The following is a 14,084-nucleotide window of genomic DNA, read 5'->3' as shown; positions in this document are numbered from 1 at the left end:
GGGGAATATAGTTTGCCTGCACAGGTGTATGTCGTGCCCAAAGGAACCGATCTGGCGGCATATGCGCGGTCACATGGAGGACTGGATGAGAAGTCACCGATTTTTCTGAAGCAGGGGTTTATTGTCGTCAATTTTAACATGGAAACGATTGTAAATGGCGATATCGCGCACCCGCGTTTGCAATATATGCACGCGCCTGGTAGCAATCAATGGTGGGACAAAGAAGGGTATGACCATACAGATGGGAAACGCGATCATATGCTGACCGATCCGTATGGGGTACAGTATGAGGTGGCAGATGGGGATGTGTTGTTTTATGATACGGATCATAGTGTGGTGGATGATTATACGAGCCGTGGCACGCATTGAGTATAGGTTCAAGAAGGATGATCTTGCCTCATAAGTGGTTCATGTTTCACAACACAAGGGTTGCGTACCGACCTATTACACGTGCTAACGAAACGAGCGAGCATGGACACGCTTGCGAACAGCAAGTGTATTGGATGCAAAGACCGCTCTGTTATGACATACAGAGCGGTCTTTGGGCTGCGCATACATAGCTGTTGTCAACGGTGCTGTAAAAAATATAAAATGCAATTGACTGTAAGCGTTTTTAATAATAGTATTTAATCATATCATAATCAAAAGTTAACCATTATTTCACCAACATACTCATTTGTAGAGGGCAGGGGGACGGATATGACAGCACAGAGCATTCACTGGGGCATTGCGCCGATTGGCTGGCGTAATGATGATGTGCCGGAGATCGGTGCCAGCAATACGTTATCGCATCTATTGAGCGATATTGTTGTCGCTGGTTTTGAAGGCACCGAGGTGGGCGGTTTTTTCCCAGCGGCAGACGTTTTGAAGCGTGAGCTAAAGCTGCGTAAACTGCGCATTGCCGGGCAATGGTTCAGCAGTTATTTGATTCAGGATGGGCTGGAGCAGGTGCTGCCTGCTTTTCGCGCGCAATGTACTTATTTGCAAGCGGTGGAAGCGAGTGTGATCGTCATTTCCGAGCAGACGTACAGTGTGCAAGGACTCGATCATGATGTGTTTGCGCAAAAGCCGTATTTTGACGATGCGGAATGGGCTGTATTGTGCAGCGGTTTGAATGAGCTGGGCAAGGTGGCGGCAGAGTACGGTTTACAACTCGTTTATCACCACCATATGGGCACAGGTGTGCAGACGGCGGCAGAAATCGAGCGCTTAATGGCTGGCACCGATGCTGAACATGTGCATTTGTTGTACGATACCGGACATATTTATGTATCAGACGGTGAGTATATGTCGGTGCTGCGTAAACATATCGATCGTATTCGTCATGTTCATTTTAAAGATGCGCGTTTGCAAGTGTTGGCGGATTGCCGCGAACAAGGCAGATCGTTCCGCGACTGCTTTTTGAGCGGGATGTTCACCGTGCCAGGGGATGGCTGTATTGAGTTTGGTGAAGTGTATACCTTTTTGATACAGCACGAATATAGCGGCTGGATCGTCGTGGAAGCGGAGCAAGACCCGGAGGTGGCGCATCCGCTTGAATATGCGCTTATTGCGCGTCGGTATATTGATGAGCATTTGCTGCATACTGCCACTTAGTAAGCGCCATAGCGCGATAAAATAAGTCGATAGGCAGAAATCTAAGTATAAACGAGAGCAACCGAATGACAAGCAGTCAAAGAAATACGTTCGTTTAGCAAATGGGCACTGTTTCGCTGTGCATACAATGCCGCCGGCACAGTTGCCGTATCTCAATCTGGGAGGCAAGCAAAATGACATTACGTATTGGAGTTATCGGAACAGGCGCGATCGGACGGGATCATATTCGCCGGATTACGTGCAATTTGAGCGGAGCGGAGATCGTTGCTGTAACCGATGTGAACGCGGACGCCGCTGCACTGGCGATTGAAAGTTACGGCTTGAGCGGAGCGAAAATTTACCCGGACGATCTGTCCTTGATCGCCGCTCCTGAAGTGGATGCAATTTTGGTAGCAAGCTGGGGCCCTGCGCATCAGCAAAGCGTGCTGGCAGGAATCGCGGCAGGCAAATACGTATTTTGCGAAAAACCGCTCGCGACAACAGCAGCAGGTTGCCGCGAAATCGTGGACGCCGAAATCAAGCATGGCAAACGACTCGTCCAAGTCGGCTTTATGCGCCGTTATGATAGCGGCTATATTCAGTTAAAAGAGGCGGTAGAACAAGGTTTTATCGGTGAACCGCTTATGATTCGCTGCGCACACCGCAACCCGTCTTCAGCGGAGCTGTACACAACCGATATGGCGGTAACCGATACATTTATCCATGAGATTGATGTGCTGCATTGGCTCGTCAATGATGACTACGTATCCGCACGTGTTGCTTTTCCGAAAAAGACACGCAATGCACTGCCCCATCTGCGCGACCCACAAGTGATCACGCTCGAAACACGCGGCGGCATTTTGATCACGACCGAGATTTTTGTCAATTGCAAATACGGTTATGATATCCAATGCGAAATTATCGGTGAAGACGGCATCGTTCGCCTACCAGAAGTGGCAGGCATTACGTATCGCAAAGATGCACAACTCGGCATGAACTTGCTGATGGATTGGAAAGATCGCTTTATCGATTCGTATGACCGCGAATTGCAAGATTTTATCGACTGTATCAACCAAGACCGCGAACTGCAAGGCCCAACATCATGGGATGGTTATGTCGCCGCTGTGACAGCCGATGCTTGTGTACGTGCGCAACAGTCCGGACAAGAGGAAGCGATCGAGCTGGAAGCAAAACCGGAATTTTACGGCAAGGCGGCGCTGCGTAGTGTGTAAAGGATAGATCATAAACATCAAAAATACAGCCTGTTTGAGCACAGGAAATTCCCGCTAGCTCAGACAGGCTGTTTCGTGTGGCTATCGAACGTTTGTGCAGGCATGCGGTTTAACGTTAATTTAAAGTAAACTGCATTTAAGGTGTAGTACTGTACGGATGTCGGTTTGCCATTGTCTCCTACTTATGCGCGTCAATACTAATGCTGCGAGCAGCATTTCACTGCGGGAAGGAAATAAGAGGAAAGGACGATGTTAGTGGTTGCGGTTTCCAAACACGGGGTGCAGTGAAAAAGGTTTTTGCGCAGCCCAATACGTTACCTCTTGTGAGACTGTTGCCTTGACCAAGTTAAATGTTATTTTTGACTGTGTACTAAAATCCTAATCAATGCGATCTTAAAACAGATTCAACAATCAAATTAATCTCGGTCAAGGTATTAGTAGCTTCTATCAAATACATTTGCGGTTTGTCGATCTAACCATTGCTTGATGATGAATAAGTTAAGGTTAAGGTACGTTCAAACACAATTTCCATTTGAGACAGCCTACTAGGAATCTACCTTTCCTTCTCCTCCGTAGATTCCTGGTCGACACGGGAGTCTGTCCCTTTATTCCGTACCGCAGTCGTGTATGCCAAAACAAAACAAGTTTGCACGCACTCCTAAGGATAGAACAGCTCAATCCCATGTCGTGCACAAAAGCTAGTATACTGCTCATCCGGCTGCTCGGAGGAGATCAGAATATCGACATCTTCCAGCGCAGCGTACGTAAGTAAAGTCGATTTGCCGAATTTGCTATTGTCGGCAAGGGCAATTAGCTGTTGCGCTTTACTGGCGATCGCCTTTTTAATCTCATATTCCAGCAGATCGGAGTTGGTCAGCCCGTGGCTGATGCTAACGCCAGTTGCTGCCATAAACGCCTTTGTCACATTGTACTTTTGCAATGCCAACGGATTGTCCATACCGACAAATGAGCGTGTGTTCGCCTTATACGTATTGCCGATCACGAGCAGACTTACATTAGGCATCTCAGCAACCGAATTGATCACATCCAGACTGTTTGTCAAAATCGTCAATCGTAGTTCCGGATTTAAATGCTCAGCAATATGCCGTGTCGTCGTACCGGAATCGATATACACGAGATCGTCCTCATCGATGCAGGCGGCGGCAAGGCGGGCGATATCGTTCTTTTTCATCTGGTTGCGGGTCGTGCGATTTTCAAACGGGATCAGCTCGCTGGTGGAAGTGACGCCGCCGTATACTTTTTCGATCGAACCTTTGCCGACGATCTGGTTAATATCGCGGCGAATCGTATTTTTGGATACGTCAAAATGGTTGCATAGCTCATCCAGTGTGACATTTTTCCGGGCATGGATGTAAGCCTCGATATCTTGCAGCCGTCTCGCTTTCATACACATTCTCCTATTACTTTTGATGAGTATAATATAAAATATAACCAAAATATAATCAATATATGATTAAAAGTTTGGATGAATTGCTAGGTTGAAAGCGGTAATAATGATGAAAACATGCAAAAAAACGTTAACAATATGTGTTCGAAACGCATTTTTTTGCTTATACATCAATGTTTTTCAGTCTTTTTCATTAAAATGTCAACCGTTTGAGCCGTTTTGCCGATAGAACAGGGTTGACGTTAAAATATTTATTATATATCATACGAATATAACCAAAATATAACCAAATGATGATTCGTGAAGCCGGTGCGATGATGCACGGCGATCATTTCAAATTTGCAATGTTGAGAGGAGCCAGGAAGTATGAGCACACTGACAGGCACGGCGAGAAAGCTGAAAAACTATATCGGCGGTAAATGGGTAGAGAGCACGACTACAGTCTATGAAGACGTTTACAATCCGGCGACCAAAGAACTGATCTGCCAAGTGCCGATCTCGACGCGTGAAGATATCGAGCATGCCGCCGAAGTAGCGAAAGCCGCTTTTGAAAAATGGAAGCAGGTCGCCGTGCCAAGACGCGCACGTATTCTGTTTAACTTTCAGCAATTGCTCAGTCAGCATCGCGAAGAACTGGCACGTCTAATTACGATCGAAAACGGCAAAAACTTGACCGAAGCGTTAGGCGAAGTTGGACGCGGTATTGAAAATGTGGAATTTGCCGCTGGTGCGCCTACACTGATGATGGGCGATTCGCTCGCATCGATCGCTACCGATGTGGAAGCGGCGAATTATCGTTACCCGATCGGGGTCGTTGGTGGGATTGCACCGTTTAATTTCCCGATGATGGTGCCGTGCTGGATGTTCCCGATGGCGATTGCGCTCGGTAATACATTTATTTTGAAACCGTCTGAACGTACGCCGCTGCTGACCGAAAAGCTGGTCGAGCTGTTCACCGAAGCAGGCTTGCCGGCTGGTGTGTTTAATATGGTATACGGTGCGCATGATGTCGTTAACGGCATTTTGGAACATCCGGACATTAAAGCGATCTCGTTTGTCGGCTCCAAGCCGGTCGGTGAATATGTATTCAAAAAAGGTAGCGAAAACTTAAAACGCGTTCAAGCACTCACTGGCGCCAAAAATCATACGATCGTGCTGAACGATGCGCATATGGAAGATACACTAACGAACGTCGTCTCCGCCGCATTCGGCTCGGCAGGTGAGCGCTGTATGGCATGTGCGGTCGTCACGGTTGAAGAAGGCATTGCTGACGAGTTTATCGCCCGTCTCAAACAAAAATCGATACAAGTACAAATCGGTAACGGTCTGGATGATGGTGTATTCCTCGGCCCGGTCATTCGCGAAGACAACAAAAAGCGTACCGTACATTATATCGAAAAAGGCATTGAAGAAGGCGCAAGCCTGCTGTTGGATGGACGTGAGCGCATGTCTGATGATGGCTATTTTATCGGCCCGACGATCTTTGAAGGCGTCACACCAGAGATGACGATTTGGAAAGATGAGATTTTTGCACCGGTATTATCGGTCATCCGGGTCAAAAACTTGAAGGAAGCGATCGAGATTGCCAATCAGTCCGAATTTGCCAATGGAGCTTGTCTGTTCACCTCCAATGCGAATGCGATCCGCTATTTCCGTGAACATATCGACGCCGGTATGCTTGGCATTAATTTGGGCGTGCCTGCACCGATGGCATTTTTCCCATTTTCCGGCTGGAAATCGTCTTTTTATGGCACATTACATGCGAACGGCAAAGACAGCGTAGACTTTTATACACGCAAAAAGGTTGTAACCGCACGTTACCCAGAACCTGATTTTCAATAATCCTACGGGAACGATACAGGAGGAACCGAAGTGACCAGTCATCTGTTGCGCAAACCACAATCACAAGCGGGCGGTGAAGGCATTACCGTTATTCAAGAAGTGCTAACGAGCGATTCGCCGCTGGAATATGTAGGCTTTAAACTGATCGACCTGGCGGCTGGTGCCGTCTATGCACAGACGCTTCAACAAGATGAATGCTGTATCGTCGCGCTCACTGGGAAAATTACCGTTAGTGCAGGTGAACATCGTTTTGAGGAAATCGGTACACGGGATAGTGTATTTGAGAAAAAGCCGACCGATAGCGTATTTGTATCCGGCGGTGCGAGTTTTACGGTCGAGGCGGTGACGGCTGCTACGGTCGCACTATGCTATTCGCCAGCGCTGGAACAGTTGCCAACGAAGCTGCTGCCTGCTTCCGGCGTCGGCGTTGTGCATCGCGGTAAATACAATAACCAGCGCATGGTACATGATATTTTACCGGATAGCGATCCGTCTGCCAGCAGCTTGCTCGTAGTGGAAGTGTATACGGAAGGCGGAAATTTTTCCAGTTATCCGCCGCATAAACATGATCGCGATTTGCTGCCAGAGGAATCGTTATTGGAAGAAACGTATTATCATGAACTCGCGCCCAAACAAGGTTTTGTGTTCCAACGTGTATATACGGATGATCGCAGCATCGACGAGACGATGGCGGTTGAGCATCGCAATGTCGTTATCGTGCCTGCTGGTTATCATCCGGTCGGTGTGCCGGATGGCTATACGTCCTACTATTTAAACGTAATGGCTGGGCCAAAGCGGATATGGAAATTTTACAATGAACCGGATCATGAGTGGATTTTGAACCGCGACTGAGCCATAAGGGAAGGCGGTGCCACAGCGATGTTAAGATCGTGGCACCGCCGTTCGCCTGCCAGATTGCCAATCGATAAAGGAGCGTTGAAGCAAATGACGGATACACAAAGCAGCACCCCGCGTTTTGAGCTTGTCACTCTCGGTCGTGCTTGTATTGACCTGAATGCAGTGGAATACAATCGACCGATGGAGGAGACGATGACCTTTTCCAAATATGTCGGTGGGTCACCTGCCAATATCGCGATCGGTGCGGCACGGCTTGGATTGCAAACCGGCTTTATCGGCAAAATCGCCAATGATCAGCATGGACGCTTTATTCGCAGCTATATGGAGCGTGCCGGTGTGGATGCGGGACATTTTGTCGTTGATACCGAAGGGCATAAAACAGGGCTTGCGTTTACCGAAATTAAAAGCCCGGAAGAATGCAGCATTTTGATGTACCGTGATCAGGTAGCTGATCTGTACTTACGTCCAGACGAGATCGACGAACAGTACGTGCGTGCTGCTGGTCTGCTGCTCATTTCCGGTACGGCGCTTGCGCAAAGCCCATCCCGTGAAGCGGCATTGCAAGCGATTCAGTATGCGCGTCATCATGGCGTGAAGATTGCGTTTGAACTTGATTATCGTCCGTACACATGGACATCGCCTGCAGAAACGGCTGTCTATTATTCGCTCGTGGCGGCGCAATGCGATATCGTCATCGGTACACGCGATGAATATGATGTGATGGAAAATCGCCGTAACGGTTCTAATGAAGAAACGACATCGACGCTATTCGCCGCCGGTGCCAGTCTCGTTGTAATTAAACACGGTGTAGAAGGTTCCTATGCGTACACGAACACAGGTGAAACGTATCGTGGACATGCTTACAAAACGAAAGTGCTCAAAACATTCGGTGCCGGCGATTCCTATGCGGCAGCGTTCTTATACGCTACGATCCGCGGCAAAGATATCGGCACAGCTCTACAATATGGAAGCGCTGCCGCTTCGATCGTAGTAAGTAAACATAGTTCCTCTGATGCGATGCCGACTGTCGATGAAATCGAGACGCTGATCGGACAGCAACCTGTTATTCCGTCCTGAGCAGCCGATACATTCTAACGAAGGTGGAGACTCCGAATGGGAAATAAAATCAGACTTACGACCGCGCAGGCGCTAATCCGCTTTTTGAATCAGCAATATATTGAAGTGGACGGTGTAGAGACGCCGTTTGTGGAAGGTATTTTTAACGTATTCGGTCATGGCAATGTGCTTGGCATCGGTCAGGCATTGGAGCAAGACCCGGGTCATCTGAAAATAGTTCAAGGCAAAAATGAGCAAGGGATGGCACATGCCGCGATCGCTTACAGCAAGGAAAAGCTGCGCCGTAAAATCTTTGCGGTTACATCATCGTCCGGTCCTGGCTCCGCCAATTTGGTGACGGCTGCGGGGACGGCGCTGGCAAACAATATTCCAGTGCTGTTGTTGCCTGCCGATACATTTGCTAGCCGACAGCCTGATCCGGTATTGCAGCAGATCGAGCAAGACTATAGCCCGGCGGTTACGACTAATGATGCGCTAAAACCGGTATCCCGTTACTGGGATCGTATTACACGTCCTGAACAGCTCATGAGCAGTCTAATCCGTGCGTTTGAAGTGCTGACCGATCCGGCAAAAGGCGGCCCGGTGACGCTGTGCATTTGTCAGGATACCGAAGGTGAAGCGTACGACTATGATGAAGTCTTTTTCCAAAAACGCGTTCATTACCTGGATCGTCTTGAGCCGAATGAGCGCGAATTGGCAGCGGCAGAGCAACTGATTCGCAGCAGCGAAAAGCCGTTGATCATTGTCGGCGGCGGTGCCAAATATTCCGGTGCACGCGAACAATTAATTCGGATGTCCGAAGCATACGGCATTCCGCTCGTGGAAACACAAGCTGGCAAATCGACGGTCGAATCCAGCTTCCCGCACAATCTGGGCGGGCTTGGTGTGACCGGAACGCTGTCTGCCAACAAAGCGGCACGTGAAGCCGATCTAATTATCGGCGTCGGCACCCGGTATACCGACTTTGCCACTTCGTCCAAAACGGCATTCGATCCTGAACATACCCGTTTTCTGAACATTAATGTGAGCCGGATGCAGGCGTACAAGCTGGATGCGGTAACAGTCGTCGCGGATGCCAGACAAGCGCTGGAACGTTTGCAAGAGCGTTTGCACGGCTACACTAGTGCATGGGATGTACAGATTGCGCAGTGGAGAACAGAATGGGCGCGCGAGCGGCAGCGTCTTGCCGAGATTAGTTTCCAACGCGCAGGGTTTGACCCGGAGATCAAAGATCATTTTACACAAGAGATGCTCAATGAATATGCAGATGCGCTCGCTACCGAGCTGACACAGACGACAGCGCTCGCTGTCGTTAATGAAGCGGTCGATGGCGATAGCATCGTGATCGCAGCGGCAGGTTCATTGCCAGGCGATATGCAGCGCATGTGGCAGGCGGATGTGCCAAATACGTATCATTTGGAATACGGCTACTCGTGTATGGGTTATGAAATTGCCGGTGCACTCGGCGCCAAAATCGCGCATCCTGACCGCGAAGTGTATGCGCTTGTCGGTGACGGCAGTTTCCTGATGCTGCATACCGAGCTGATTACAGCGATACAATACAATTATAAAATCAATATCGTGTTGTTCGATAACTCCGGTTTTGGCTGTATTAACAATTTGCAAATGGGCAACGGCGGCGGCAGCTTTTATTGCGAATTCCGCGATACCAACAATCGTATTATGAATATCGATTATGCCAAAGTCGCTGAAGGCTATGGGGCAAAAGTATATCGCGCCAATACGCCAGCCGACATTCGCGCAGCGATCGCAGATGCCAAAGGGCATGATGGCTGCACACTGATCGAAATGAAAGTACTGCCGAAAACGATGACCGACGGTTACGAAAGCTGGTGGCATGTCGGTGTGGCAGCTGTATCGGAGCGTGAAGCTGTACAGGCTGCACATGAAAGCAAGCAGCAGATGTTGGAAAAGGCGCGGCAATATTGAGCGTTGTTGGCGATTAGCGTGGTGCGCTATGAAGCAGGCTTGGTTATGGGGAGAGAGGGTAAACCGGTTGGATCGTTCCGGTTTACGGCGAGCAAGAAGCTCGCTTGCTCTAGGGCGTTCCGGTTTACCGCGAGCAAGCAAACACTTGCTCTAGTTACACAACAGGCGCATGGTAATGATTACCTGCGCCTGATCTGTATAAAGGGGGCTACCGCATGACGCTGGTATCCATGAAAGAAATGCTGCAACAGGCGCGTAATGAGCAATATGCCGTCGGTCAGTTTAATGTGAACGGATTGTCGTGGGTGCATGCGATACTGGATGCGGCGGAGGCAGAGCAGGCACCGGTCATCGTAGCGGCTTCGGATCGTTTGATCGACTTTCTCGGCGGCTATCGCACGATTGCCACACTTGTGCGTGTGCTAGTGGAGGAAAAAGGCATCACCGTACCGGTCGCTTTGCATCTGGATCATGGCAAATCGGTCGAAAGCTGTCTGCGCGCGATCGATGCAGGTTTCTCCTCGGTCATGTTCGACGGCTCACACGGCCCGATCGAGCAAAATATCGAACATACCCGCCAAGTGGTCGAATATGCGGCACCATATGGCATTTCGGTTGAAGCGGAAGTCGGCACAGTGGGCGGAGTGGAAGATGGATTGGTCGGCGGCATTCAATATGCGGATTTGGAGGAATGCAAACGAATCGTAAGCGAGACCGGAATCGATGCGCTCGCAGCCGCACTAGGCTCGGTACATGGTAAATATATCGGTGAACCGCAGCTCGGTTTTGCAGAAATGGAAGCGATCTCGCAGGCGATCGGCATTCCGCTTGTACTACACGGTGCATCCGGTATCCCACTATCGCAGCTGACGCGTGCTATTGAACTGGGTCATGCCAAAGTGAATATTAACACCGAAAGCGTCACCGCCTGGTCGCTTCAACTGCGCCGCACATTGGCGGAAAATACCGAAACGACCGAACCACGTACGATTTTGACCCCTGCCCGCACAGCGATCGAAGATAGCGTACGCGCTAAAATCCGCGAATTCCGCTCTAGTGGGAAAGCGGCGATCATTTCTACTTAACTTTTAAGCCAAATAAGATTAGGATTAGACGAAACACAAGAAGGGACTGATTTTGATCTCTTTTTGTGTTTCATCTTATTTTGACAGAAGACTCCCTCCTCCATCGTGTACAAGGCGATAGGTGGGAGATGAATATCGATTAGGCAGTAGCCTAAATAAAAACTATTTTTTTGCCCACTTTACACCTTAACGATATAATCAGTCTTATAGTAAGAGAAAGGCTGATATGACAATGAAATTAGATCGTAATCATCATTCCGTGTTGTTACTGTATTTTCGTGTTGTGTCCGTTATAAAGTATCGTAAAGAAGTATTTAATAAAAAGACATATAATGATATAAACTAAAAGCAGATAGAAGGGAAAACATATGACTAAAGTTATTTTTGTAGGTAATTACAAAGGTGGCGTTGGTAAAACAACAAGTGTATATTCCATAGGACATTTTTTAGCAAAGCATCATCATAAAAAAGTACTTATGCTTGATTTAGACCCTCAAAGCTCTTTAAGTGAAATTTGTTTAAGAGGTGCCAATTTTAAAAATAAAAATAATTATTTGAAATTAGATGAACTTCCGCCACAAGAAACATTAAACTATGTTTTTGATTTATTTATTCGTAAAATCAAATCAAAACTGCAAGTACCTTTAAAGTTTGATACTTCAAAATTAGTTAAACAAATAGCAGATTCCGAATTATACTTTATCCCTTCCAGCCTTTTTTATGAGGAAGATAAAGGTTTGGATGAGTTAAGTTTACTAATGGAAGGTAATATAGAATATTTTTCTATTTTGAGCAGTCTGATATCTTCTTTAAAAGGCGATCATTATGATTTTATTTTGATCGATTGCCCTCCAACTAGCAGCATTTTGACACAAAGTGCTTTTCTGCTTTCCGATTATTATGTAGTCCCTACTATAGAAGATGGCATTAGCACTAATGGTGTTCTGCATTATATACAAACAGTTGGCAAAACATACCGTAAGTATTGTGGTGTTCAAAATGAAGACCATTTATTGTATAAACACTTCTTTGGTGAAAAGCCTCGATTATTAGGTGTATTTTGTACATTGACGCGTAATCAGGTTAAATATAATGATATAAGAACTATATTTGAAGATCAATTATCAAAGGTAGATGCAGAGGAAAACATATATATATTTAAATCGTATACCAATAATTATATCGCTATTGCAAAAGCAACTGCTGAAGGAGAAGTGAAAGAGGAAGTAAACAATCGTAGAGACTACGAAGAAATCACCAAAGAAATGTTAGGTCGCATAAAGGAGCTAGAACTGAAAGGAGCGCAAACTGATGAGTAATGCAATTCAATTTGTGAACGATGTTATTCGATCGATTAATGCTACTGACTTAGACGCAGAGTCCTATAGAAAAAAAATAAGTCATCTTAAAAATAAATATTCAGCCGATGAGATCAACGATCTATTAAGTATATTAAAAGATGTAGATAAATTGAAAATTAAAAAAGCATATAAATTTATGCATGAATCTGAGCTTACAACTAAAAAAGTTCAAAGTGATGCTCCTGTGTATACGAAAGAACAAGTTTTGAAGCTATTTAAGCAGAAATCTGAAATGGAATTGCAAAGTTTGAAGCAAACTGAATTGAAATCTATGTATATGGCTATTTATGGGAATGATTCTACATCTAAAAAGACAAAAACAGACATCATTAATGCCATCCGAAATTATATTTATAGTGTAGAACGTGCCAACTCGTTCAGCTTAAAATGAGAATATAAGAGAAAACAATTTTGCTTATTCATGTTAGCAATGGATAAGCAAAATTGTTGGTATGAAATTTTAATGTAATACTAATCTTTCGTGTTTAACAAAAAGGGACAATTGTTTTACTCAAGGCGTCACAATCGTAATCCCATGCTGTACCGCATACTGCCGATATTCCTCTGCTGGCGCGCTATTTGTGATCAGATAGTCGATTTCGCTTAAGGCGCAATACGTCGTGAGCGCATATTTGTCGAATTTGCTATCGTCGATCATAAGCAGCACATTGGAGCTTTTTTTCACTACTGTACTTTTAATATCCGTTTCGAGTGGGGAGGAATTGGTCACACCGTTGACGATCGAGATGCCGGTGGAGGCAAGAAATGCTTTGTTAATATTGTATTTGCTCAGCAGTTCGATACTTTGGAAACCGACAAAAGAATCGGTACGGCGTTCAAACATGCCTCCGGTCGAGAAAATCGTCAAATTCGGATAAGGCTTCGCACCATGAATAAAATCAAAATTGTTCGTGACAATCGTTACATGTCGCTCGTGAATGTACGGTAAAAGCTCTAACGTCGTTGTACCGGAGTCGACAAAAATCACATCGCCATCGTCAACAAAGCGTGCTGCAAGTTGTCCGATCGTTTGCTTTTTCGTCAAATTGCGGTCTTTGCGCTCACTAAAGCCGACAAGGGTGGAATGATTAACAGATACGCCGCCATACACTTTATGCAAAATACCCGAATCGACCAGAGTACGCACATCACGGCGAATCGTATTTTTCGACACACCAAAATACTCCACCAGTTCCTCCAGTGAAACAGACTCATGCTGGAATACATATTCCTTAATCTGATTAATGCGTTGCGATTTGATCATTTGTTAATTCTCCTATAGTTAATTTGACGAGATTCGTTATGTTATCGTGCCCGCTATTATTGTAAACGTTATTTAGTAAATGGCAAAGACGATTCTGCCTATGAGCACAAGTGTCGCTCACGTTTCCTACTTGCTGTCGAACATCGTCATGGTGGTCCTATAGTGAGTTTAACGCTATTCCTTTAAGCCTTATCCAAAGTCGAACATCGTCATGGTGGTCCTATAGGGGATAGGACACCGCTCTTTTTTTGACATAGTTGGCGTTTACTATGTACACGCAACCGCCTGATGACGCTTAGTTATGTACGATTAAGCATAACGATAACTCGATATATTGCCCAAAATAGTAACGTTTTTACGAAATGTCGAAAAAGAGAGAATGGAAGTAGTACCTCGTCGAAAACAAAGATATACTTGTTGTCGACAAGATTC

At 46.4% G+C, this 14,084-nt stretch carries 11 protein-coding genes and 1 pseudogene; 10 read left to right on the top strand and 2 right to left on the bottom strand.

What is annotated here, in order from left to right; genetic code table 11:
- The 3 genes and pseudogenes from U1I11_RS20295 to iolG all read left to right on the top strand — a co-directional run.
- Positions 1-369, top strand: a pseudogene (locus U1I11_RS20295) (DUF5704 domain-containing protein); the annotation flags it as partial.
- A gap of 330 nt (positions 370-699) precedes the next feature.
- Positions 700-1,596, top strand: a complete 897-nt coding sequence (gene iolE, locus U1I11_RS20290; protein WP_322907950.1) for a myo-inosose-2 dehydratase — start codon at positions 700-702, stop codon at positions 1,594-1,596.
- Between the two features lie 173 nt (positions 1,597-1,769).
- The gene (gene iolG / locus U1I11_RS20285; protein ID WP_322907949.1) at positions 1,770-2,807 is read left to right on the top strand and encodes a bifunctional inositol 2-dehydrogenase/D-chiro-inositol 1-dehydrogenase; all 1,038 of its coding nucleotides are present in this window, start codon (positions 1,770-1,772) and stop codon (positions 2,805-2,807) included.
- 658 nt (positions 2,808-3,465) lie between these two features.
- Here iolG and U1I11_RS20280 read toward each other — a convergent pair.
- Positions 3,466-4,215 (bottom strand): DeoR/GlpR family DNA-binding transcription regulator, encoded by a 750-nt coding sequence (locus U1I11_RS20280; RefSeq protein WP_322907948.1) that lies wholly within the window; start codon positions 4,213-4,215, stop codon positions 3,466-3,468.
- Between the two features lie 366 nt (positions 4,216-4,581).
- On the opposite strand from U1I11_RS20280, the gene iolA reads away from it, so the two are divergent.
- From iolA to U1I11_RS20245, 7 genes are all read left to right on the top strand, one after another.
- Entirely contained in the window at positions 4,582-6,057 is a 1,476-nt protein-coding gene (gene iolA, locus U1I11_RS20275; protein WP_322907947.1) for a methylmalonate-semialdehyde dehydrogenase, read from the top strand.
- A gap of 30 nt (positions 6,058-6,087) precedes the next feature.
- Complete coding sequence (gene iolB / locus U1I11_RS20270) at positions 6,088-6,909, top strand: 5-deoxy-glucuronate isomerase (RefSeq protein WP_322907946.1); 822 nt, start codon at positions 6,088-6,090, stop codon at positions 6,907-6,909.
- 93 nt (positions 6,910-7,002) lie between these two features.
- Positions 7,003-7,992 (top strand): 5-dehydro-2-deoxygluconokinase, encoded by a 990-nt coding sequence (gene iolC / locus U1I11_RS20265; RefSeq protein ID WP_322907954.1) that lies wholly within the window; start codon positions 7,003-7,005, stop codon positions 7,990-7,992.
- 36 nt (positions 7,993-8,028) lie between these two features.
- The gene (iolD, locus tag U1I11_RS20260) at positions 8,029-9,942 is read left to right on the top strand and encodes a 3D-(3,5/4)-trihydroxycyclohexane-1,2-dione acylhydrolase (decyclizing) (RefSeq protein WP_322907945.1); all 1,914 of its coding nucleotides are present in this window, start codon (positions 8,029-8,031) and stop codon (positions 9,940-9,942) included.
- A 215-nt stretch (positions 9,943-10,157) separates the two neighbouring features.
- The gene (gene fba / locus U1I11_RS20255; RefSeq protein WP_322907944.1) at positions 10,158-11,027 is read left to right on the top strand and encodes a class II fructose-1,6-bisphosphate aldolase; all 870 of its coding nucleotides are present in this window, start codon (positions 10,158-10,160) and stop codon (positions 11,025-11,027) included.
- Between the two features lie 368 nt (positions 11,028-11,395).
- Positions 11,396-12,346 (top strand): ParA family protein, encoded by a 951-nt coding sequence (locus U1I11_RS20250; RefSeq protein WP_322907943.1) that lies wholly within the window; start codon positions 11,396-11,398, stop codon positions 12,344-12,346.
- Positions 12,339-12,779, top strand: a complete 441-nt coding sequence (locus U1I11_RS20245) for a hypothetical protein (protein ID WP_322907942.1) — start codon at positions 12,339-12,341, stop codon at positions 12,777-12,779. The genes U1I11_RS20250 and U1I11_RS20245 overlap by 8 nt, the downstream gene beginning before the upstream one ends.
- 120 nt (positions 12,780-12,899) lie before the next feature.
- Here U1I11_RS20245 and U1I11_RS20240 read toward each other — a convergent pair whose 3' ends face one another.
- Positions 12,900-13,652 carry a DeoR/GlpR family DNA-binding transcription regulator gene (locus U1I11_RS20240; protein WP_322907941.1) on the bottom strand — a complete coding sequence of 251 codons (753 nt, stop codon included), beginning with the start codon at positions 13,650-13,652 and terminating at the stop codon, positions 12,900-12,902.
- Between the last annotated feature and the right edge of the window lie 432 nt (positions 13,653-14,084).

This window comes from Paenibacillus campi, assembly GCF_034659835.1.
Taxonomy (GTDB): Bacteria; Bacillota; Bacilli; order Paenibacillales; family Paenibacillaceae; genus Saccharibacillus; species Saccharibacillus campi.
Note: the sequence above shows the minus strand (reverse complement) of the source record. Positions and strands in the feature narration are given on the sequence as shown.

Bases quoted from the DNA above. Each gene is read 5' to 3' on its own strand.
- U1I11_RS20280 (WP_322907948.1), bottom strand. From the start codon at position 4,215: ATGAAAGCGAGACGGCTGCAAGATATCGAGGCTTACATCCATGCCCGG.
- U1I11_RS20250 (WP_322907943.1), top strand. From the start codon at position 11,396: ATGACTAAAGTTATTTTTGTAGGTAATTACAAAGGTGGCGTTGGTAAA.
- iolE (WP_322907950.1), top strand. From the start codon at position 700: ATGACAGCACAGAGCATTCACTGGGGCATTGCGCCGATTGGCTGGCGT.
- U1I11_RS20245 (WP_322907942.1), top strand. From the start codon at position 12,339: ATGAGTAATGCAATTCAATTTGTGAACGATGTTATTCGATCGATTAAT.
- iolC (WP_322907954.1), top strand. From the start codon at position 7,003: ATGACGGATACACAAAGCAGCACCCCGCGTTTTGAGCTTGTCACTCTC.
- U1I11_RS20240 (WP_322907941.1), bottom strand. From the start codon at position 13,652: ATGATCAAATCGCAACGCATTAATCAGATTAAGGAATATGTATTCCAG.
- iolA (WP_322907947.1), top strand. From the start codon at position 4,582: ATGAGCACACTGACAGGCACGGCGAGAAAGCTGAAAAACTATATCGGC.
- iolG (WP_322907949.1), top strand. From the start codon at position 1,770: ATGACATTACGTATTGGAGTTATCGGAACAGGCGCGATCGGACGGGAT.
- fba (WP_322907944.1), top strand. From the start codon at position 10,158: ATGACGCTGGTATCCATGAAAGAAATGCTGCAACAGGCGCGTAATGAG.
- iolD (WP_322907945.1), top strand. From the start codon at position 8,029: ATGGGAAATAAAATCAGACTTACGACCGCGCAGGCGCTAATCCGCTTT.